At 58.2% G+C, this 21,980-nt stretch carries 21 protein-coding genes; 15 read left to right on the top strand and 6 right to left on the bottom strand.

What is annotated here, in order from left to right; genetic code table 11:
* Window positions 1-12: 12 nt before the first annotated feature.
* On the bottom strand, window positions 13-1,881 hold the full coding sequence (locus AC2FLO_RS14440; protein WP_496754557.1) for a bifunctional 2',3'-cyclic-nucleotide 2'-phosphodiesterase/3'-nucleotidase: 1,869 nt from the start codon (window positions 1,879-1,881) through the stop codon (window positions 13-15).
* Between the two features lie 183 nt (window positions 1,882-2,064).
* Between AC2FLO_RS14440 and nudC the strand changes: the two genes are divergently transcribed.
* The 3 genes from nudC to AC2FLO_RS14425 are packed head-to-tail and all read left to right on the top strand — an operon-like array spanning window position 2,065 to window position 4,059.
* Window positions 2,065-3,048: an NAD(+) diphosphatase gene (gene nudC / locus AC2FLO_RS14435; protein ID WP_480588751.1), complete on the top strand. Its 984-nt coding sequence runs from the start codon at window positions 2,065-2,067 to the stop codon at window positions 3,046-3,048.
* Window positions 3,049-3,086: 38 nt separating this feature from the next.
* Window positions 3,087-3,554, top strand: coding sequence for an SRPBCC family protein (locus AC2FLO_RS14430; RefSeq protein ID WP_267363541.1), 468 nt, complete (start codon window positions 3,087-3,089; stop codon window positions 3,552-3,554).
* Complete coding sequence (locus AC2FLO_RS14425) at window positions 3,544-4,059, top strand: GNAT family N-acetyltransferase (RefSeq protein WP_480588752.1); 516 nt, start codon at window positions 3,544-3,546, stop codon at window positions 4,057-4,059. Before AC2FLO_RS14430 ends, AC2FLO_RS14425 begins: the two co-directional genes overlap by 11 nt.
* A 120-nt stretch (window positions 4,060-4,179) precedes the next feature.
* Here the strand turns inward: AC2FLO_RS14425 and AC2FLO_RS14420 are convergent, their stop codons facing one another.
* Window positions 4,180-5,013, bottom strand: a complete 834-nt coding sequence (locus AC2FLO_RS14420; RefSeq protein WP_267363539.1) for a prephenate dehydratase — start codon at window positions 5,011-5,013, stop codon at window positions 4,180-4,182.
* 120 nt (window positions 5,014-5,133) lie between these two features.
* Here AC2FLO_RS14420 and AC2FLO_RS14415 point away from each other — a divergent pair, with 120 nt between their 5' ends.
* The 5 genes from AC2FLO_RS14415 to AC2FLO_RS14395 all read left to right on the top strand — a co-directional run bounded on the left by AC2FLO_RS14415 (window position 5,134) and on the right by AC2FLO_RS14395 (window position 11,498).
* Window positions 5,134-5,646 (top strand): c-type cytochrome, encoded by a 513-nt coding sequence (locus AC2FLO_RS14415; RefSeq protein WP_267363544.1) that lies wholly within the window; start codon window positions 5,134-5,136, stop codon window positions 5,644-5,646.
* A 170-nt stretch (window positions 5,647-5,816) separates the two neighbouring features.
* Complete coding sequence (locus AC2FLO_RS14410) at window positions 5,817-7,721, top strand: extracellular solute-binding protein (protein ID WP_496811709.1); 1,905 nt, start codon at window positions 5,817-5,819, stop codon at window positions 7,719-7,721.
* A 1-nt stretch (window position 7,722) separates the two neighbouring features.
* On the top strand, window positions 7,723-8,817 hold the full coding sequence (locus tag AC2FLO_RS14405) for a microcin C ABC transporter permease YejB (RefSeq protein ID WP_496754554.1): 1,095 nt from the start codon (window positions 7,723-7,725) through the stop codon (window positions 8,815-8,817).
* Window positions 8,818-9,924 (top strand): ABC transporter permease, encoded by a 1,107-nt coding sequence (locus AC2FLO_RS14400; protein WP_267363535.1) that lies wholly within the window; start codon window positions 8,818-8,820, stop codon window positions 9,922-9,924. It begins immediately after the preceding gene.
* Window positions 9,921-11,498, top strand: coding sequence for an ABC transporter ATP-binding protein (locus tag AC2FLO_RS14395; RefSeq protein ID WP_496754552.1), 1,578 nt, complete (start codon window positions 9,921-9,923; stop codon window positions 11,496-11,498). The genes AC2FLO_RS14400 and AC2FLO_RS14395 overlap by 4 nt, the downstream gene beginning before the upstream one ends.
* A 24-nt stretch (window positions 11,499-11,522) precedes the next feature.
* On the opposite strand, the gene AC2FLO_RS14390 is transcribed toward AC2FLO_RS14395, so the two are convergent.
* Window positions 11,523-13,451: an elongation factor G gene (locus tag AC2FLO_RS14390; RefSeq protein WP_267363533.1), complete on the bottom strand. Its 1,929-nt coding sequence runs from the start codon at window positions 13,449-13,451 to the stop codon at window positions 11,523-11,525.
* A gap of 213 nt (window positions 13,452-13,664) precedes the next feature.
* Entirely contained in the window at window positions 13,665-15,020 is a 1,356-nt protein-coding gene (gene hemN / locus AC2FLO_RS14385; RefSeq protein ID WP_480588755.1) for an oxygen-independent coproporphyrinogen III oxidase, read from the bottom strand.
* Window positions 15,021-15,081: 61 nt separating this feature from the next.
* Here hemN and fnrL point away from each other — a divergent pair, with 61 nt between their 5' ends.
* Both fnrL and AC2FLO_RS14375 read left to right on the top strand, forming a co-directional pair.
* A complete protein-coding gene (gene fnrL / locus AC2FLO_RS14380; protein ID WP_480588756.1) occupies window positions 15,082-15,825 on the top strand; it encodes a transcriptional regulator FnrL in 744 nt (247 codons plus the stop codon).
* A 73-nt stretch (window positions 15,826-15,898) separates the two neighbouring features.
* Entirely contained in the window at window positions 15,899-16,153 is a 255-nt protein-coding gene (locus AC2FLO_RS14375) for a GlsB/YeaQ/YmgE family stress response membrane protein (protein ID WP_209507747.1), read from the top strand.
* Between the two features lie 40 nt (window positions 16,154-16,193).
* Here the strand turns inward: AC2FLO_RS14375 and AC2FLO_RS14370 are convergent, their stop codons facing one another.
* Window positions 16,194-17,033, bottom strand: coding sequence for a universal stress protein (locus AC2FLO_RS14370; protein WP_480588757.1), 840 nt, complete (start codon window positions 17,031-17,033; stop codon window positions 16,194-16,196).
* 201 nt (window positions 17,034-17,234) lie between these two features.
* Here AC2FLO_RS14370 and ccoN point away from each other — a divergent pair, with 201 nt between their 5' ends.
* Genes ccoN through ccoP form a run of 4 tightly spaced genes read left to right on the top strand, consistent with a single transcriptional unit; the run spans window position 17,235 to window position 20,645 of the window.
* Window positions 17,235-18,842: a cytochrome-c oxidase, cbb3-type subunit I gene (ccoN, locus tag AC2FLO_RS14365; protein WP_480508578.1), complete on the top strand. Its 1,608-nt coding sequence runs from the start codon at window positions 17,235-17,237 to the stop codon at window positions 18,840-18,842.
* A gap of 16 nt (window positions 18,843-18,858) precedes the next feature.
* Window positions 18,859-19,587: a cytochrome-c oxidase, cbb3-type subunit II gene (gene ccoO, locus AC2FLO_RS14360; RefSeq protein WP_480474079.1), complete on the top strand. Its 729-nt coding sequence runs from the start codon at window positions 18,859-18,861 to the stop codon at window positions 19,585-19,587.
* Between the two features lie 12 nt (window positions 19,588-19,599).
* Window positions 19,600-19,785, top strand: coding sequence for a cbb3-type cytochrome c oxidase subunit 3 (locus AC2FLO_RS14355; protein ID WP_267363526.1), 186 nt, complete (start codon window positions 19,600-19,602; stop codon window positions 19,783-19,785).
* Complete coding sequence (gene ccoP, locus AC2FLO_RS14350; RefSeq protein ID WP_480484689.1) at window positions 19,782-20,645, top strand: cytochrome-c oxidase, cbb3-type subunit III; 864 nt, start codon at window positions 19,782-19,784, stop codon at window positions 20,643-20,645. The genes AC2FLO_RS14355 and ccoP overlap by 4 nt, the downstream gene beginning before the upstream one ends.
* A gap of 152 nt (window positions 20,646-20,797) precedes the next feature.
* On the opposite strand, the gene AC2FLO_RS14345 is transcribed toward ccoP, so the two are convergent.
* Window positions 20,798-20,956, bottom strand: a complete 159-nt coding sequence (locus AC2FLO_RS14345) for a hypothetical protein (RefSeq protein WP_496754550.1) — start codon at window positions 20,954-20,956, stop codon at window positions 20,798-20,800.
* A 100-nt stretch (window positions 20,957-21,056) separates the two neighbouring features.
* On the opposite strand from AC2FLO_RS14345, the gene AC2FLO_RS14340 reads away from it, so the two are divergent.
* The gene (locus AC2FLO_RS14340; protein WP_496754548.1) at window positions 21,057-21,932 is read left to right on the top strand and encodes a LysR family transcriptional regulator; all 876 of its coding nucleotides are present in this window, start codon (window positions 21,057-21,059) and stop codon (window positions 21,930-21,932) included.
* Window positions 21,933-21,980 lie beyond the last annotated feature (48 nt).

Genomic DNA, 21,980 nt, shown 5'->3' with positions numbered 1-21,980 from the left:
AAAGACAACCCATCAGAGCGTCAGGCGAATGCGTTCAAATCCCAAGCCATCCGAGCCCAGCGACACGGGATCGAACCTGTGCAACTCATCCAGATATTTCAGGGCGCCTGGACCTGTGCGAAGAATTGTTGTCACGCCCCGTTGCGGCATCAACGAGAACGGGTAGTGCTGCGTGGCGATCGGATCGGGCGGAAGGTGCTGCGCCAGGTAATCCTGCACAAGGTCCTTGATGCTCAGCGGTGGCAGGCTGATCAGCTCAGACGTTGTCGCATGCGGGAAATGCCCGCCTCCGCTGGCGCGGTAATTGTTCAGCGCCATAACGAACATCTGCTCCGGTCGTACGGGACGGCCTGCATATGTCAGATCGCTGATCCGCTTTTGGTCGGGGCGGGTTATTTTCCCCTGCGCATCGTAACGAGGCGGCCGCGTGGGATCGATCTGATAAGACAGTCCAAACACGATGTCGAAATTGTATCCGGCCCGTTCAGGGTTGATCAGCTCGGGTTCGGAACCGGGCTTTAACTGGTTGAATACGCTGGCCGACATCTCCAACCAGTCCAACAGATGCGCACCGCTGATCCGGATTGCACGCAACTCGTTGGGAAACACATGCAGATCCGCGACATGGCGCAAACATATTTCTCCGGCGGGTACCTCGGTATAATGGCGCGGGCCTGAGCGTCCGCCGGATTTGGCAGGCGAAACAACCGACAAAATCGGCAGAGCCGCCAGGTCTGTTCCCTGCAAAAACGGGCGCAGTGCGGCGGCTTGCGCCGCAGCTACAAGGGTCAGCCCGCGATCCGGCGCACAGCAACTGAAATAGCTGTGCAATGTATCCGGGATATGTGCCACCGGTGCGGCAACGGATTGACGGGTCATACGATGTGCCACCTCACACAAACCCGCAATTTCACTGTCTTCCCCGACGGCTGTGCCGTTGCTGATAACCGGTCGCAGTTCGACGCGGTAATCCCGGATTTGCACTTTGCCGTCCGGCCCGGCGGTCACGGCCAAATCGATAACCCCCAGGTAAGAGCCCGCTGATCCCGGCATGACAACGGGTGTTCCGTGTACCAGCCCCGTCAGGTGATCGACCATCGGGGTATTGGCATGGCCCTCTCCTGGAAGTGTCAGGTGAGTGTGCCCGGCCACAATGGCATCGATGCCTTTGATCGCGGCCAAGGGTATCACGGCGTTTTCCATCCCCGCCACCGGTTCGGTGCCCCCAAGGCCGGAATGAGCAAGCGCCACGATGATATCACACCCCTCGTCGCGCAATGTCTGCGTCAGGGACTTTGCCGCAAGTAGGATGTCCTCGACGAGGATATCGTCATCCAGATTATGCGCCTCCCAACAGGCCGTTTGCGGCGGAAGAACCGAGAAGACGCCGATGCGAACGGGAATGTCTTCACCGTTCAAAGACACAGTGCGGTCCAGAACGGTGTGTCGCTGCCAGGGCTGTGGGCCGCGCGTGCGATACAGGTTGCTGCAAACGACCGGACAGGGGGCTTGCGTCAGGATGTTGCCCAATGACGCCAGCCCGAACCCGAAATCATGGTTGCCCAATCCGATTGCGTCATAATCCAGGGCTTGGAACGCTTTCATCATCGGATGGGCGGTGCCACTATTGGCTGCCCAATCGCCCATTGGGGTTCCCTGCAACGAATCCCCGTTGTCAAACATCAGCACCAGCGCGCGTTCGGCCTCTTGTCGGGCAGCGCGGATCAGGCTGGCAGTGCGCGTTAATCCAACCGTCTGGTCTGGCGTGTCGGTGTAATAGTCAAAACCGGTCAAGTTCATATGCAGGTCGGTTGTGGCCAGAATGCGAATTTTCCCACTGTCACCAATGGGCTGTACCTGCGTCGAGGAGGGGATCTTCACTTTGAGTATTCTGCTATTGAATGTGTGTATTGATTAAATCCATCAAAATTCACTCTAGATGATTTTTCCGAGGCCACCATGCGGCTTTTCAGCGGCAGGGTGGTGGATTTTCCGTCCCTGAATAGCCATTGCAACACAGGCCGAGACGTGGCAGCCCTGTGCGCAAGATCAAAAGGAAATCCAATGAAAAACGCAGAGCAGGTAACCTTCGGGGGTTCGGGCCTTGATCGGGCGGCGCAGTATCGCGGAGATGCGGACAAGCTGACCGAGGCGATGCACAACCCGGCCGCCCGCTGTATCTTGCTGTGGCGTGGAAAACTGCTGGTACAGGGTGAGGGGCTGGACCAGCTTGCCATGATCCCAATGACGCATCCGCTGATCAGCAATGGTCCCGGCGGCGTCATTGAATCCCCGGTGTTTTTGGGTCTGAGCGCTGACAGCGCCCCCGTCTTTGCCGTTGATATTTCCGCATGGACAGCCGAGGGGCTGGATCTGACCAGTCTGGGCGCCTTCGTGGACAAGTCCGAACAACAACACCCGGATTTACCGCAAGGCCACGTGTTTGCCGAACTGCGCCGGATCATGACACGGCTGTCGGCGCGCGACGCGGAACTGGCGGCAACGTCAAAGGCAATAATCGGCTGGCATGAAACGCATCGCTACTGTGCCCGATGTGGTGCCGCCAGCGAGGTGTCGCAGGGGGGATGGCAGCGCAGTTGCCTGTCCTGTGGCGGGCAACACTTTCCGCGCACCGATCCGGTTGTGATCATGTTGATCACGCATGGTGACAGCGTGCTGATGGGCCGGTCTCCGGGCTGGCCTGACGGGATGTTCTCCTTGCTGGCGGGATTTGTTGAGCCCGGCGAAACGCTTGAGGCAGCAGTGCGCCGCGAAGTGATGGAAGAGGCGGGCGTGCCGGTAGGTGCGGTTTCGTACCTGTCCAGCCAGCCCTGGCCGTTCCCGGCCTCATTGATGTTTGGATGTGCGGGTGAGGCGCTGTCACGCGACATCGTGATCGACCCGGTCGAGATAGAAGAGGCGATGTGGGTCAGCAAATCCGAAATGATGCAGGCCTTTGCCGGTGATCATCCTAGGCTATTGCCAGCGCGCAAAGGGGCTATCGCTCATTTTCTGCTTCAGAACTGGCTTGCAGATACTCTGGACTGAGGAAACATTGGCTCAGCAATAAAACAGCAAAGGTCATTATGCAGTTTTCAGCGCGAGAAGATATCGAGGCCCCCATCCAATCGGTGTTCGACATGGTGTCGGATTTTGAACGATTCGAGCGTATGGCAATGCGCCGTGGCATCGATGTGCGCCGTTTGGGCGGTGGCGCGGCGGTGACTGCCGGAACCGAATGGAATACGGAGTTCAAACTGCGCGGAAAGCCGCGTCAGATGTCGGTGGTGATGACGGATTTCGACAGGCCTTCGCAAATGCGATTTGACGCTGCCAGCAAGGGTATCACCGGGTTCACGACCGTGGATTTTCTGGCCCTGTCCCCGCGCCGGACGCGCCTGAGCGTTGAAATGTCACTCGCCGCCAAGTCCCTGCCGGCACGGTTGCTGTTGCAATCCATGAAACTGGGACAATCCAGATTTCGCAAGCAGTTCCAGGTGCGTCTCAGCGAATTCGCACGCGAGTTGGAGCAGAGGCACCTGCATGGCGGGTAAGACACAAGATCGCACAGCAGGTGCGAGGGGATCGGACCACCTGAGTTTCAAATCCGCATCCGCCAGCGATGCCGAAGGGATCGCTGGCGTCCTTCACGATCTGGTCTTGGCTGGCAAGCGGCGCAAAGCCCACGATGTCGATTTTGCCTTAAGGCACTATATTCGCCACCCGGATCAATTGCGGTGTACAATCGCCACGGACCCGAATGGTCACGTGCTTGGGTTCCAATCCCTGAAATATGCGGTCGAAAACAACCCCTACGGCGTGTCAGTGGGGTGGGGCGTGATTGGAACCCATATCCGACCATCAGCCGCCCGGCTTGGGATCGGGCGTGCACTTTTCGCGCACACTCTGGACGCGGCCCTTGCGCATGGTCTCCCTGCTATTGATGCAACAATTGGTGCAGGCAATACCGAAGGTCTGGCCTATTACGAAGCCATGGGTTTCCGGACGTACCGCACACAAGATGGGTCTGTGTCAAAGGTCTACCGGATTAACCGCTAGAGAGCGACCATTCCAGGCGTAGCGACGCGAAGAGTGAACGGGCCACCGGCATTGCCAAACAGCTTCGAAAAAACGGGCAACAACGAAACAAACCCAAAGGAATGCCGTCGCGAACCGTGATTATCCACGCGGATGTGCTGCCGGATAGACGCCCAGAACCTCGACATTTGTCGTGAAATGCTCAAGCTCGTCCATGGCCAGCTGCACGTTGCGGTCTTCGGGATGCCCGACAATATCCGCGTAAAACTGCGTCGCGGTGAAGGAGCCGTCGACCATATAGCTTTCGAGCTTGGTCATGTTGATCCCGTTGGTGGCAAACCCGCCCATCGCTTTGTAAAGCGCGGCAGGGATGTTGCGCACCTGAAACACAAAGCTGGTGATCATCCCGTGATCGCCCCGGCGGGACAAATCCGTTTCGCGCGACATGACAAGAAAGCGGGTCGTGTTGTCGTCATTATCCTCGATATGGCGGGCCAGAACGTTCAGGTTATAGATCTCACCGGCCAGCTCGCTGGCCAGCGCGGCTGAATGCGGATTGCCTTCCTCGGCCACTTCGCGGGCGGCGCGGGCGTTATCGGGGCTGACGCGGCCGCGAATGCCGTGTTCCTTCAGGAAACCCGCACATTGCGGCAGCAGTACCAGATGCGAATGCGCCTCGGTTATGTCTTCCAGTTTTGCACCCGGCACGGCAAGAAGGTTGATATGAACCCGGACAAAGGCCTCATCGATGATATGCAGCCCGCTGTGGGGTAGCAGCCGGTGAATATCGGCCACCCGACCATAGGTCGTGTTCTCGACCGGAAGCATTGCCAGATCCGCAGCACCCGAGCGGACCGATTCGATCACATCCTCGAAAGTGCGGCAGGGCAGCGCTTCCATATCTGGCCGAGCGTTGCGGCAGGCCTCATGACTGTAGGCGCCGGGTTCCCCCTGAAAAGCAATGCGATTGGTCATTTGGTCGATTCCATGCAACAAGTTCGTGATTTGGTCGTTTCGTCGCGGTGTCTATACCTTGCCTCTCGCAAGGGGAAGCCTTAGACAGCTGCCCAGACAGCTGAAATGGACTCGCGATCAATGTTCGACACGATGACAGTAACCAAGGCCGCCGCAGGCCTGTTCGGCACATTCCTGGTGCTGCTTCTGGCCAAGTGGGGGGCGGATGTCCTCTATTCTTCCGGTGGCCATGGCTCGGCTGAGGCCGCCTACATTATCGAAACCGAAAGCTCGGGTGAAAGCGCGAACGGCGAAGAAGTGGTCTTTGAAGACCTGCTGGCCGCCGCAGACGTCGAGAGCGGCGCAAAAGTGTTCCGCAAATGCACCGCGTGCCACAAGCTGGAAGACGGTGCAAACGGCACCGGCCCTTACCTGTACGGTGTGGTTAATCGCCCCGTCGCCTCCGCCAACGGCTTCACCGGGTACTCGGCCGGTATGCAGGCGCATGGCGGCAACTGGACACCCGAAGCACTGGATGCTTTCCTGACCAAGCCCGGCAACTATATCTCGGGCACATCGATGAGCTTTGCCGGCCTGAAAAAGCCGCAAGATCGCGCCGACGTGATTGCCTATCTGCAGACAATCGGCAACTGATTGCCTGAGGGATCAGACCCATTCAAAGCCGCTGCCGCAACGCAGCGGCTTTTTTGTCTGAAGAAACCTTCACAAAGTGCTCACGCATTCTAAACTTGAATCTGCACGTGCTGGCACTTTAGCTAGCGGTTACGACATTGACGGTGACAATGACCGAGAGGATGAGCCACATGATTTCCCTGATGCCTGCTGCACGTGATCTTGAGGTAAGGCCATGGGTTGGCATTTTGGGGCTCTGTGCCGCGCTGATTGCTCCGCATACAGCCCAGGCGCTGGATGAGGGGGTCACCCGCAGTCACGGGTATTCGTATTTCGGAAATCTGGATTACCCGGAAGACTATGCGCATCTGAATTATGTGAATCCCGATGCCCCCAAAGGTGGGGAACTTTCGTTGGCAGCGTCGGGAACGTTCGATTCCCTCAACCCCTATTCACGCAAAGGGCGCGCCGGTGCGCTGACCACATTGCAATATGATCGCCTGTTTGAAAGTGCCGAAGACAGTGTCGGGCAGTATTACGGCGTAGTTGCGGAAAGTCTGGAATATGACGAAGGGCGCAATTTCGTCATTTTCCATCTGCGCCCCGAAGCAACTTTTTGGGATGGCACGCCGGTCACGGCGGAAGATGTTGTCTACAGCCACCGTTTGTTCATCGAACAGGGCCTGCCGTCTTATGCGCAGGCCGTTGGCCGTATGGTGACAGGAGCCGAGGAGTTGGATGACCATACCGTAAAATTTACCTTCAATCCCGAAGTCACGCGCCGCAGCCTGATCGAAACCGTCGGCTCAACTCCTGTTTTCTCAAAAGCATGGTTCGAGGCGGATGAGACACGGCGACTGGATGAACCGCGGCTGGAAGTGGCGGTAGGCTCTGGCCCCTACAAGCTCGACAGCTACGACATCAATCGCCGCATCGTTTACAAACGCCGGGACGATTATTGGGGCAAGGACCTGCCTTTCAATGTCGGGCGCAACAACTTTGATACAATCCGGGTTGAGTATTTCGCCGATCAAACGGCAGCGTTCGAGGGTTTCAAGGCGGGTGAATACACATTCCGGATCGAAAGTGATCCCAAGCTTTGGGCGACCGGGTATGATTTCCCAAAGCTGGATGAAGGCACAGTTATTCGGGATGAGATCGCGGATGGCAGCCCGCCGACACCTTCGGGCTTTGTCTTCAACCTTGGAAAGCCGCAATTTGCCGACAAGAATGTCCGCAAGGCCCTGGCCCTGGCCTTCAATTTCGAATGGACGAACGAGTCATTGTTGTTCGGCCTGAACACGCCGCGGAATTCTTTCACGCAAGGAACCCCGATCGAGGCGCAAGGCCTGCCCGAAGGGGCGGAGCTGGCATTCCTGCAGGCGTTGGGCGACGTTGTTCCAGAAGATGTCCTGACGGAACCCGCTGTTGTGGCGCACGAATCAAACCCTGCACGCCTGAATGACCGAAAGAACCTGCGCAAAGCTGCCAGGATATTGGATGAGGCAGGCTGGTCCGTCGGCGAAGGCAATATTCGTCGCAATGCCGAAGGGCAGACTTTGAAGGTGAATATTCCATATCCTTCAAATCTGCCGACCTCGACTGCAACGATGATCGAAACCTATGTCCAGAACCTGCAATCCATCGGGGTTGATGCCTCGACCGAGAAAGTGGATCCGGCGCAATACACGTTGCGCAGCCGCGAGCGGGATTATGACATGGTCTATTCCACGCGCTACGGATCGTTCTTGTCTACCGGGGGCGGTCTGAGCCAGATGTACGGATCGGAAGAAGCGGCCTTTAGCCTGTTCAATCCGGCAGGTCTGGCCAGCCCCTTGGTCGACGCGATCATCGAGGCGTCCTTTGAGACTGACAATCAAGCCGATCAGGACACGGCGTTGATGGCTTTGGATCGCGCCTTGCGGTACGAGTTTTTCGTAATCCCTGTGGGGTACATCGCAGAATTCTGGACAGCATATTACGATATGTACGAATACCCGGAAAACCTGCCGCCCTATTCGCTGGGTTATCTGGATCTGTGGTGGATCAATCCGGAAAAACAGGCTGCGTTGAAAGCGAAAGGCGCGCTGCGATAACATGGGCGCCTATATACTAAGACGCTTATTGCTGATCATTCCGACCCTTCTGGGTATTATGATCGTCAACTTCACGCTGGTCCAGTTCGTACCTGGCGGGCCGGTTGAACAGATCATCGCGCAAATCGAAGGTCAGGGTGACGTATTCGCCGGGTTCGCCGGTGGGGGCGACGCCGGAGCGGGTTCCGAACCGGCGGGCGGTGTCTTCGACGACAAATATGTCGGCGCACGCGGCCTTCCGCCCGAGTTTATTGCTGAGCTGGAAAAAGAATTCGGCTTCGACAAGCCCCCGCTTGAACGGTTCCTGATCATGATGGGCAACTATCTGACATTTGATTTCGGCGAGAGTTATTTCCGCTCGATCAGTGTGATCGATCTGGTGCTTGAAAAGATGCCGGTCTCGATCTCGCTGGGGCTGTGGTCGACCCTGATTGCCTATCTGGTCTCGATCCCGCTGGGTATTCGAAAGGCGGTCAAGGATGGATCGCAATTCGATACCTGGACAAGCGGGGCGATTATTGTGGCCTATGCCATTCCGGGCTTTCTGTTTGCGATCCTGCTGCTGGTGCTTTTTGCTGGCGGGTCATACTGGCAAATCTTCCCGCTGCGCGGCCTGACGTCGGACAATTGGGATAGCCTGAGTTTCTTTGGCAAGATGACGGATTATTTCTGGCACATAGCACTGCCGACGATTGCGCTGACAATCTCGGCCTTTGCGACATTGACCCTGCTGACCAAGAACTCGTTTCTGGATGAGATCAAGAAACAGTATGTCATGACCGCCCGTGCCAAGGGTCTGAGTGAGCGTAAAGTGCTCTATGGCCACGTCTTTCGCAACGCGATGCTGATCGTGATTGCAGGGTTCCCGGCCGTGTTCATCGGGGTGTTTTTCGGCGGGTCGATTATTATCGAGACGATCTTCTCGCTGGATGGTCTGGGCCGATTGGGGTTCGAGGCCGCCGTGGCCCGCGATTACCCGGTGATCTTCGGCACGCTGTTCATCTTCGGTCTGATGGGGCTGGTCGTTGGCATCATCAGCGACCTGATGTATGTGCTGGTCGACCCGCGCATCGATTTCGAAAAGCGGGAGGGGTAAATGGCTTTGTCCCCGCTAAACCAGCGCCGCTGGAGCAACTTCCGCCGCAACAGACGGGCCTTCTGGTCGCTGATCATCTTCGCGGTATTGTTCGGCCTGTCGTTGTTTGCCGAGTTCATCGCCAACGACAAACCCATCCTTGTAAAGTATCGGGGAGAGTACTTTACGCCGGTTTTCAACTTCTATGCCGAAACCGAATTTGGCGGTGATTTCCAGACCGAAGCGATCTATCGCGACCCCGAGGTTCAGTGCCTGATCGACAGCGGTGGATTGGAAGACTGTTTCGATGATCCCGAAGGCATCATCGAACAGATCGACGCCGGTACATTCCAGGCCGAGGGTTTTGAACGCGGCTGGTCGCTCTGGCCGTTGATCCCCTATTCCTTCAATACCTCGGTGGACCGGCCCGGCGCGGCGCCCCTGCCGCCCAACGGCCAGAACCTGCTGGGTACCGATGATACCAAGCGCGACGTGCTGGCCCGCGTGATTTACGGCTTTCGCCTTTCGATCCTGTTCACGCTGCTTGTGACGGGCGCGGCAAGCCTTATCGGGATTTTCGCGGGCGCCATACAAGGGTTCTTTGGTGGGTGGCTGGACCTGATCTTTCAGCGGATCATCGAGATCTGGTCCGCAACCCCGTCGCTTTATGTCATCATCATCATGTTTGCGGTGCTGGGGCGAAGTTTCTGGTTGCTGGTCGCGCTGATGATCCTGTTCAGCTGGACCGGGCTGGTTGGCGTGGTGCGCGCCGAGTTCCTGCGGGCGCGGAACCTTGAATATGTGCGCGCCGCGCGGGCGCTGGGCGTGGGCAACATGACGATCATGTTCCGCCATATGCTGCCCAATGCGATGGTGGCCACGCTGACCTTCATGCCGTTCATCGTCACCGGAACCATCGGCGGGCTGGCTTCGCTGGATTATCTGGGCTTTGGCCTGCCATCCTCGGCCCCCTCGCTGGGAGAGCTGACCTTGCAGGCCAAGCAGAACCTGCAGGCCCCGTGGCTGGCCTTCACCGCCTTCTTCACCTTTGCCATCATGCTGTCGCTGCTGGTCTTCATATTCGAAGGCGTGCGCGATGCGTTTGATCCCAGAAAGACCTTCTCATGAGCTTGCTGGATGTGAAAAACCTCAAGGTCTCGTTCCGTCAGGATGGGCAGATCAACGCGGCGGTCAAAGGCGTGTCCTTCACCGTGGACCGCGGTGAAACCGTCGCGCTGGTGGGTGAATCCGGATCAGGAAAATCCGTGACGGCGTTATCGACCGTTTCCCTGCTGGGCGACAGCGCGTTGGTCGAAGGCTCGGTCACCTATGACGGGCAAGAGATGATTGGCGCCTCGGAACAGCGTCTGATGGATGTGCGGGGCAACGACATCAGCTTTATCTTTCAAGAGCCGATGACGTCGCTGAACCCTTTGCACACGATCCAGAAACAGATGGCTGAATCGCTGGCCCTGCATCAGGGTGTGGCTGGTGATGTGGCACGGGACAGGATTGTCGAATTGCTGACCAAGGTCGGTATCCGCGATCCTCAAGACCGGCTGGACAGCTATCCGCATCAGTTGTCAGGCGGTCAGCGGCAGCGGGTGATGATCGCCATGGCCCTTGCCAACAAACCGGACATCCTGATCGCGGATGAGCCGACAACGGCACTGGATGTGACCATTCAGGCGCAGATCCTCGAGCTGCTGGCTGAATTGCAGAAATCGGAAAACATGGGGATGCTGTTTATCACCCATGATCTGGGCATTGTGCGCCGCATCGCCGATCGGGTCTGTGTGATGAAAGACGGCGAGATTGTCGAAACCGGCGTGACGGCCGAGATATTCGAAAACCCGCAGCACCCCTATACCCGCAAACTTCTGGCAGCAGAGCCGTCGGGTCAGCCTGAACCCGTTGCCACAGATGCGGAAGAGGTCGCACGCACCGACCACCTCAAGGTCTGGTTCCCGATCCAGCGCGGGTTTCTGAAGCGTACGGTTGGATATGTGAAAGCGGTGAACGACGCGACCCTCAGCGTGCGCGCGGGTGAGACGTTGGGGATTGTTGGCGAAAGCGGGTCGGGCAAGACCACACTGGCACTGGCCATGATGCGGCTGATCGCGTCCGAGGGTGGCATTACCTTTCGCGATCAGGATGTGCGCAAATGGTCCACGCGGGAACTGCGCCGGTTGCGCAAGGACATGCAGATCGTGTTTCAGGACCCGTTTGGCAGCCTCAGCCCGCGGATGACCTGCCAGCAGATCATTGCGGAAGGTCTGGCCATTCACAAAGTCGACGCGGACCGCGCGCCACGCGAACTTGTCGCCGAGGTGATGACCGAAGTGGGGCTTGATCCGGCGACGATGGATCGATACCCGCACGAGTTCTCCGGCGGTCAGCGTCAGCGCATCGCCATTGCCCGCGCGATGGTTCTGCGGCCCAAACTGCTGGTCTTGGACGAGCCGACCAGCGCGCTGGATATGACCGTTCAGGTTCAGATCGTCGATCTGCTGCGCAATCTGCAACAGAAATACGGGCTGGCCTATCTGTTCATCAGCCATGACCTGAAAGTGGTCCGGGCCATGTCGCATAACGTGATTGTCATGCGAAACGGCGATGTGGTCGAAATGGGCGCGGCCGAGGATTTGTTCGAAAATGCCCAGACCGACTATACCCGCGAATTGATCGCAGCGGCGGGCTGAGAACAGCCCGCCCGGTGTCGCGCGTCAGGCGCTGGCTTTTTCCCGTGCAGATGACTGGGGCACAGGCCCGCGCAGTTCCTCGTAGTGATCAAAGCTCAGCTTGACCCAACCGGTCCCGCGCGTGGCGCTGGCAAGGGTGCGGTGCAGCTCGTCCTCGGCAACGGCGGGCAACTGGGCGTTGAATATCTCCCAGCCCGTCGCATTCGGGTTGCCCTCAAATCCCAGAACTTGCCCCTGAAGGGTGCTGATCGTTGGTACGAGATCGCCCACAAAAGCCGAGGGCAGGTGTATCTCGGCGCTCAGGATCGGTTGCAGGACGACAGGTTTGGCCTGTGGCAATGCCTCGCGCACCGCGTTCTTGCCTGCGGTCCGGAAGGCATAATCCGAACTGTCCACATTGTGGTGTTTGCCATCGCTCAGGGTCACTTTGACATCAACTACGGGAAAGCCTTCGGGGCCTTGTTCCAATGCGTCCTTGGCTCCGTGTTCCACAGACGGGATGTAGTTCTTGGGAACGGCACCGCCCTTGACCACCTCATCGAACTGGAACCCCGATCCGCGCGGCAAAGGCGCGACCGAAATCACCACATCTGCGAATTGCCCCGCGCCGCCGGACTGTTTGCGATGGCGATGGCGATGCTCAACCGTTGCGCGGATGGTTTCGCGATAGGCGGTTTCCACCTGTTCCGCCTCGATCTCGATCCCGAAATCCTCGGCCAGCTTGGCGGTCACGCGGCGCATATGCTGCGGACCTTGCGAGCCGAGGATCGAATGGCCGCTCATCTCATCCTGTTGCAGGTGCAGGCCCGGATCGATTTCGGCCAGACGGCTCAGGGCGTTTGACAGGCGCACATCGTCCCGCTCATGCGCGGGCGAGACGACCTGACGATGCGCGACCGGATGAGACGACGCCCATTCCGGCAGTTCCGTCGCGGAGGAACTGTCATAAATGTATCCGGGGTTGAGGTGATCGGACTTGACCGCCAGTCCGATCTGCCCGGCCTCCAGCGTGGCGATCTGGGTTTTGGCGTCCAGTGTTGTCAGGTTGCCGACGGTTTCACCGCCCAAAGCCTCATGCGCTTTCACCCCGTCCCCAAGGCCGCGTAGAACGATGATCTTTCCGATATGCTTTTTGACATCCGCAAATCCCGCGATGGCACGGGCGCTTTCGGCGGCCTCGTCCCGTCCGGCGGCGATATCAAACTCGGGGGCCTCATGACGCAGCGCTTTCATCAGGCGAGTCAGCCCGTTGCCGTGGCTTGCGGCGCCCAGACAGGCGGGGATCAACTGATGATTCTGCAGAACTTGCGCGGCCAGCTCATAAACCTCATCGCTTGGGGGCTGTTTGTCTTCGATCAGCTGTTCCAGCAGGTGGTCATCGAAATCGGAAAGTGTTTCAAGCAACTCGGTCCGGGCTTCCTGCTCGCGATCCTCGACAGATTTGGGCAGCTCTATCAGGGCCGACGGCTGACCCTCCTGATACTTCCACGCCCGCTCCGAGATCAGATCGACCGCGCCGATGATCGTGTCCCCCTCGCGGATCGGGACCTGACGCAGGGCGATATGGTGCGTGCAATAGGTTTGCAGCGCAGCGATGATGTCGCGGATGCGGCCATTGGGGTTGTCCATGCGGTTGATGAACAGAAAACAGGGAATGCCCGCCTCTTCCACCAGCCGAAGATAAGGCGCGCACAGCACGGCGGCATTTGGATCGGGCGGTACCACGATAACGGCTGCATCCGAGATTGCCATGGCAGGCCCGACATACGCGAGGGAATCGCCACCCCCATCCACGTCGACCGCGCACCAGGGCTCGTCCAGGTAAGAAAAACCGTGCAAGTGCACGGTTCCGGAAACATCGAATGTGGTCGGGCGCCCGTCGAGGCGGCTGATGGCCTCGACCAGGGTAGATTTGCCCGACTGGCTGGGCCCGAGGACGGTGAATACGCGCATGAGTGTTGTCCCTCTTTCAGGTTGCAGAATGGCTGCTCGAAAAGGGCCGTCCGACGCAGTCGCGTCAGCTAGGACTGTCTGTAATTTGCCCGCCTCAGGCCGCAGGGCGAAACATCACCCCACAGCTTGAGTGTGGAAAAAACCGCAGGCGTGCGTCAAGCCCCCGATGTGTTTTGTGCTTTACGGGCTGATTGTTGCCCGCAAAAAGAGAGGTCAGATCGCCGAACTGTGCCCGGCTTTGCTGAGGTCGTATGCGTCAAAGCTGCGGGCAACCATCCGGGTCAGCGCGCGCGCCTCGGGGGGAATGAACAGCCCTTCCTCGCTGATTTGCAGCAGCCCGTCGAATGAGGCGTTGGCGGCACGATACATCTCGTTCAGCGCTGCGGCCGAGATATCGTGATCGCGCAGGATTTCAGACGAATCGATCCGGAAATCGCACATCAATGCTTCGATCAGACGGGCGCGCAGAATGTCCTGACCTTTGAACAGGTGCCCGCGGGATGTCGAGAACTGCCCGTTGCGAATGGCCTTGGTATGAGCAGACGTAGCCGGGGCATTCTGCGCATAGCCTTGTGGAAAGCGCGAGATCGAGCTGGCCCCGACACCGATCAGAACATCGGCCTGATCGTCGGTATAACCCTGGAAGTTCCGCTTCAGACGACCCGCGCGCAGGGCATGGGTCAGCCCGTCATCCTGCGTGGCAAAATGGTCAATGCCGATCTCGGCGTAGTTGTCCCACAGGAACAGGCGGCGGGCGGTGTCGAACAGTTCCAGCCGTTGTTCGGGCGTTGGCAGTGCGTCCGACGGGATCAGTTGCTGCCGTTTGGCCATCCACGGCACATGGGCATACCCATAAAGCGCCACGCGATCCGGGCTGAGCGACAAAAGCTTCTGCACGCTTTCCGTCATCCGGGCTTTGGTCTGATGCGGCAGCCCGTAAAGGATGTCCGCGTTCAGGCTGGCAATGCCACGTGCGCGGATCATGTCGATAGCGTCACGCGTGGTATCGTAGCTTTGAATGCGGCCAATGGTTTTCTGGATTTCATCGTCGAAATCCTGCACCCCGATCGAGGCACGGTTCATGCCTGCCTCTGCCAGCGCATCCAGACGTGCCTCGTCAATCTCGTTCGGATCGATTTCAACCGAGAATTCGGCATCCGGCCCCATGGGGACGATCCCCAGAATGTGCTGTGCCAGATCGCGCATCAGCTGGGCATTCAGCAACGTTGGCGTACCGCCGCCCCAGTGCAGGCGCGACAGAACCACACCCGCGGGCAGGCGCGCCGCCAGCAGGTCCAGCTCGGCTTTCAGAACATCCACATAGGCAATCACCGGATTGTCGGTTTGTGTGCCTTGCGTTCTGCAGGCGCAAAACCAGCACAGCCTGCGGCAGAACGGGACGTGGATATAAAGGGATATGGCGCTGCCGGGTTTGATTCCCGAAATCCAGTCGCCAAACATGTCTGCCCCCACGTCATTGTTGAAATGGGGCGCTGTGGGATAGCTTGTGTAACGCGGTACTTTCGCGTCAAAAAGTCCAAGCTTTGCCAATTGTGGTTTCACTATCATGACGATACCCTTAGGGGGCAGGCGACTTAGGTGCTTTGACGGAGATCAAGTGGAAACGCAGATGACAATAAAAGCACAGTTCGATCACTCCAATTGCACAGACTGCCCGATACGACATCGCGCGGTCTGTGCCCGCTGTGACGCGGACGAGCTGGAAGCGCTTGACGGCATTAAATATTACCGCAGTTTCGAAGCGGGTCAGACCATCATCTGGTCGGGCGACCAGATGAACTTCGTCGGCTCGGTCGTATCGGGAATCGCATCGCTGACGCAAACCATGGAAGACGGGCGCACCCAGATGGTCGGTCTGCTTCTGCCCAGCGATTTCGTCGGTCGCCCGGGGCGCGACGTTGCGCCTTACGATGTGCAGGCGACAACGGATGTCGTGATGTGCTGTTTCCGCAAGAAACCATTCGAAGAGCTGATGGACGAAACGCCTCACATCGCGCATCGCCTGCTGCAGATGACATTGGACGAGCTTGACGCCGCCCGCGAATGGATGCTGGTTCTGGGTCGCAAGACAGCGCGCGAAAAGATTGCCAGCCTGATTTCGATCATTGCCCGGCGGGATGCGTCGATTGGTCAAAAGGGCCTGTCGGGACCGATCGTGTTCGATCTGCCCCTGACCCGAGAAGCCATGGCGGATTATCTGGGACTTACGCTTGAGACGGTCAGCCGCCAGGTTTCAGCTCTGAAAAAGGACGGTTTGATATTACTGGAAGGCAAACGTCACGTGACCATCCCCGATCTTGGGCGACTCATGGAAGAAGCAGGCGACGATTCCGATGGCGGGTTTCTGGTCTGACCAGTCTTTCGTTCCGCAGAATTCGCTTACCGCGACCATCCGGTCGGTTCACGTACTAACATAGGAGTGTGGCATGGGGTTCAGCAGTCTGTTGGCAATGCTGTTCATTGGCGCAATCGCCGGATGGCTTTCGGGAAAGATCATGGAAGGCCGTGGGTTCGGCCTGATCGGCAACATCATCGTCGGCATCGTAGGCGCGTTCCTGTCGGGCATGATCTTTCCGGCGCTTGGTTTTTCCGTTGGAGGGGGCCTGCTGTCGTCGATCCTTTTCGCGACAATTGGGGCTGTGATCCTGTTGTTCCTGATCGGCCTCATCCGCCGGGGGTAAAAAAAGCCGCCTGTCGAGGCGGCTTTTTAACTTGATTGGATCAGTGCGCCAGGAACACCGGAACCGAGGATTGTTCCAGCATGTTCCGGGTCGCCCCTCCCAGAATGGCTTCGCGAAAGCGGGAATGGCCATAAGCGCCCATCACGATCATGTCCGATTCGGTATCCGTCGCGTGGCGATTAAGGATATCCGAGACTCGGGTCATGGTCTTGCTGAGCACGTCGATCTCGCATTTGACACCATGACGGGCCAGCATCTGGGACAGCATCCCACCCGGGTCTGACCGGTCCGGCCCATGCTGTGGCGGGTCGATAACCACAATACGGACGATCTCGGCCTGTTTGAGGAAGGGCAGGGCCCGCCGGATGGCGCACATGGCCTCGACGCTTTCGTTCCAGGCAATCATGATGTTGCCCGGCGCTTTCAATGGCGCGCCGCTGTCGGGAACCACAAGAACCGGGCAATGTCCTTCGAACATGGCCGCTTCGATAATGGGTTCGGCCTCGGCCCCGCGACCTTCACCATACGGATGCGGCAGGATCACAAGGTCGGAAAACCGGGCCCGGTGCGCGACGTGGCGCCCGATATCGGCAATTTGCGCAACGCCGTGTTCGGCGGACCAACGCACGCCGGATTTGCCGAGATAGTCATTAGCAAAGGCCAGCAAATCCTGTGCCTCGGCATTGGCCCGGTTCAGCGTTTCCTGAACGATCAACGCATTGGCACCTGCATAATAATAACCTGTCTGACTGCGATCGACACCCAGACACAGGACTTCGGCATGGGCATCCTGAGACTCGGCCAGGGCCACAATCTGCGCCAGAGCAGCCTGTGCAGTCTGCGTTTCGGTCATGACTGTGAGAAGAGATTTGTACGCCATTTTGACCTCATGTTTCGGGCAATTGGTCTCATGTGACCTGTTAGCCCTTTTCTACTACCATGCGTGTCATAGAAAACGCTGGACTGTCTTGATACAGATCAAAGCAATGAGGGTGGCCGTGCTTCAGAACGGCAGCCAGTCAAATGGGTTTCGCGCGTCATAAGAATCAAAAGCGCGCGGAGCATGGCAAAGGGACGCAATATGTCGAATTACATCAAGCTGATCGTGCTTGGTCTGATCGCGCTGTTTGCAGCGATCGGAACCAATTATGCACGCGATTTGGCGTATCAGGTACATGCGCTGCTGGTGATGCTCATCGCCGGTGGCCTGTTCATCTGGACGCTTCGAAACACTGACGAGCCAGATATTCAGATCGACCGCTCGGGCGAATACATGGATGGCGTGATCCGCTATGGCGTGATCGCAACTGCCTTCTGGGGCGTGATCGGGTTCCTCGCCGGGACCTTTATCGCGTTTCAGCTGGCGTTTCCGGTACTGAACTTCGAATGGGCGCAGGGTTATCTGAACTTTGGTCGTTTGCGTCCGTTGCACACCTCGGCAGTCATTTTTGCCTTTGGCGGTAACGCATTGATCGCAACCTCGTTCTACGTGGTTCAGCGTACCAGCGCGGCGCGGCTTTGGGGCGGAAACCTCGCGTGGTTCGTGTTCTGGGGCTATCAGCTGTTCATTGTGCTGGCCGCAACCGGTTATGTGCTGGGCGGAACGCAGTCCAAGGAATATGCCGAACCAGAATGGTATGTCGATCTGTGGCTGACCATTGTTTGGGTCGCCTATCTGGCTGTCTACCTGGGTACGATCATCAAGCGGAAAGAACCCCACATCTATGTGGCCAACTGGTTCTATCTGGCCTTTATCGTCACCGTCGCCATGCTGCATCTGGTCAACAACATGACCATCCCGGTCAGCATCTGGGGTTCGAAATCGGTCATCGTCTGGTCGGGTGTGCAGGATGCCATGATCCAGTGGTGGTATGGCCACAACGCTGTGGGCTTCTTCCTGACCGCGGGTTTCCTGGGCATGATGTACTATTTCATCCCGAAACAGGCCGAACGCCCGGTGTTTTCCTACAAGCTGTCGATCATCCACTTCTGGGCGCTGATTTTCTTGTATATCTGGGCCGGTCCACACCACCTGCACTATACCGCGCTGCCTGACTGGGCGTCGACGCTGGGCATGGTGTTCTCGGTGATCCTGTGGATGCCGTCCTGGGGTGGTATGATCAACGGTCTGATGACCCTGTCGGGGGCCTGGGACAAGCTGCGCACCGATCCGATCATCCGCATGATGGTCATCTCGGTCGGCTTCTACGGCATGTCCACCTTTGAAGGTCCGATGATGTCGATCCGTGCTGTGAACAGCCTCAGCCACTACACCGACTGGACCATTGGTCACGTGCATTCGGGCGCGCTGGGCTGGAACGGCATGATTACCTTTGGCGCGCTGTACTTCCTGGTGCCTGTCCTGTGGAAGCGCGAGCGTCTGTACTCGCTGCAAATGGTCAGCTGGCACTTCTGGCTCGCCACGATCGGCATCGTGCTTTATGCCGCGTCGATGTGGGTCACCGGTATCATGGAAGGCCTGATGTGGCGTGAAGTGGATGCAAACGGCTTCCTGGTGAACTCGTTCGCTGACACCGTGGCCGCCAAGTTCCCGATGTATGTGGTGCGTGCTCTGGGTGGCGTGATGTTCGTCGCTGGCGCCGTGATCATGTGCTACAACCTGTGGATGACTGTGCGGAAAGCGCCGGCCAAAGAGGCCAGCCTGACCGTCGCGGTCCCGGCTGAATAGAGGGAGGGCCGGAGCAATGGCAATTCTCGACAAACATAAGATCCTCGAGACCAACGCGACCCTCCTGCTGATCTTCAGCTTTCTGGTCGTGACCATCGGTGGCCTGGTGCAGATCACCCCGCTGTTCTATCTTGAGAACACCATCGAGAAGGTGGAGGGCATGCGCCCTTACACCCCTCTCGAAATGGCAGGGCGTGAGATCTACATCCGCGAAGGCTGCTATGTCTGTCACAGCCAGATGATCCGCCCGATGCGGGACGAGGTCGAGCGCTATGGCCACTACTCGCTGGCGGCTGAATCGATGTATGACCACCCGTTCCAGTGGGGATCAAAGCGTACCGGGCCTGATCTGGCACGTGTGGGTGGCCGCTATTCGGATCAGTGGCAGATGGACCACCTGCGCGACCCGCAGTCTGTGGTGCCTGAATCGGTGATGCCGAAATACGGCTTCCTCGAACATCGCAAGATCGACGGCAAGTATATCGGTGACATCATGGCGACCAATGCGGTTGTCGGCACCCCCTATACCGACGAGATGCTGGAAAACGCGGTTGCCGATTTCAGCGCGCAGGCCGATCCTGACAGTGACTACGACGGTCTGCTCGAGCGGTACGGTGACAAGGTCAACGTGCGCAACTTCGATGGTCAGCCTGAACTGACCGAAGCCGATGCGCTGATCGCCTATCTGCAAATGCTGGGTACGCTGGTCGATTTCTCGACCTTTACCCCGGATGCAAGCCGTTAACAGGAGGGTGTGATGGAAGAATACACACTTCTTCGACAGTTCGCGGATAGCTGGATGCTGCTTGTGTTGTTTGTCTTCTTCGTTGGCATCGTGATCTGGGTTTTCCGCCCCGGTGCCAGCAAGGAATACAAGGACACCGCCAACATCCCCTTCCGGCACCAAGACAAACCCGCCACACCCAAGGAGGCGCGGCAATGAGCAAGACACCTGATAAACAGCCGGGCGATCCTAATACAACCGGGCACAGCTGGGACGGGATCGAGGAATTCGACAACCCCATGCCGCGCTGGTGGCTATGGACTTTTTACGCCACCATCTTCTGGGGCGTGATCTATACGATCATGTTTCCGGCCTGGCCCCTGGTCCATGGCGCGACAGCCGGTGTGCTGGGATGGTCAACCCGAGAAAACGTACAGCAGGACATGGTGGCCTTCGAAGAGGCAAACGCGCCCTGGAACGCCAAGCTGGTGGAAACTTCGCTGGAAGACATCTCTAAGGATGCAGAGCTTCAGCAATATGCCGTGAACTCGGGCGGTGCGGTGTTCCGGACCTGGTGTGCACAATGCCATGGTTCGGGTGCGCAGGGTGCACCGGGTTTCCCGAACCTGCTGGATGATGCCTGGCTGTGGGGCGGAACGCTGGACGACATCGTCTACACCGTCAGCTACGGTGTCCGGAACGAAGAAAGCGACGATGCGCGCTATTCCGAGATGCCGGCATTTGGCGAAATCCTCGAACACGACGAAATCACGCAGGTGGTCCAGTACGTCATGTCGCTGAGCAATGCCCAGACCGACGATGCGGCAGCGCAGGCAGGCAAAGTTGTCTTCGAAGACAACTGCGCGGCCTGTCACGGCGAGGATGGCACAGGTGATATCTTCCAGGGTGCGCCGAACCTGACTGACGCGATCTGGCTTTACGGTGGCAGCGAAGAAACGCTGACGGAAACCGTAACTTACAGCCGCTTTGGCGTCATGCCGAACTGGGATACCCGCCTGACCGAGGCGCAGATTCGCGCCGTATCTGCCTATGTCCACCAGTTGGGCGGCGGTCAGTAAGATCTAAAGAACACCTTCGGGCGGTTCGCCGCCCGATGGCTGGGGCACCGGCTGTTCCATCTGTTCGCGCGTTTCCTGAACAGCCGGTGCTTTTTTCCCACAATAAGGCCACTTAAACCTGTGGTCCAGATTCAGGTTTACTGTTCCTTGCGTCAAAAGCTGTTCGGATCCACCTCGCGCGGGTTTTTCATCCACCAATGACCTTCCGGCAGCCAACGGCGTTTGCGGTGACCCGGTTTTGGCACATCGCGAATATGCGGCGCATTGATCCGGGTTGCGGTCATGAAAGATCTGGCAAAAACAGTCAGCATGGTTGGTCTCCTCTACACGGGTATCTCTGCAATAAAGATTGACCTTTGAGATGCTGAATGCGACTCAAATACCATTCCATGGTGTAAGTCAGGATTACATATGAATTGGTTGTCGCTTCCCCCGTTGGCCGCGCTGAGGGCGTTTGCGGCATTTTCTGAAAAGCGCAATGTGGTCGAAGCTGGTGCTGCGCTAAACGTAAGCCATGCGGCGATTAGTCAGCAGTTGCGCGTACTTGAGAAACATCTGGGTGCTGCCTTGCTGGATCGAACCGGCAAGGCCCTGACCCTGACCGCCGATGGCGAACACCTGGCCCGAGCCCTGCAACTGGGGTTTGGCGCGATCGAGGCGGCAGTAGGGGATTTGGCGCGGTCTGGTCAGGATCGCCCGGTCCACGTGTCGCTGACATCTTCTTTTGCGGCCTCTTGGCTGATGCCGCGCCTGCCGGCCTTTCGCGAAACCCACCCCGAGGTGAACCTGATCCTTGATCCCTCCGCGGAAATTGTCGAACTGCGACCGGGTGGGATCGATATTGCCATTCGGTACGGCCCCGGCGGTTGGACCGGTGTGCAATCTGAAATGCTGTTGCAGTCGCCCGTGGTCATAGTCGCCGCCCCGAAACTGCTGGGGGAAAAGACATCATGGACTCCGACCGAGCTGGCCCAGCTGCCCTGGCTTGAGGAAATCGGCACCACCGAGGCGACGACCTGGCTGGCCGAACACGGTGCCGGTCCTGAACGCGGCGCCGGGCGCACCGAGTTGCCGGGAAACCTGGTACTGGACGGGCTGAGGGCCGGGCAGGGGGTCACTGTCACAGTGCGACATTTCGTCGAGCCGGACATCAAGGCCGGTCGTATTGTCGAGCTTTATGCAGAGCCGGATACGCGCGGTTACCATATTGTGACGCCAAATTCGGCACTTAGACCCGCAGTCAGGACATTTGTGACGTGGTTGAGGCGTCAGGCTCGGGAAATGTGATAAAAGGTGTCTGTACGATGCGCGTTTTGACCCATGTCAAAGTTGCTA

Source organism: Ruegeria sp. TASC047 (genome assembly GCF_059612445.1).
This window is presented reverse-complemented; position numbering and strand designations above follow the sequence as displayed.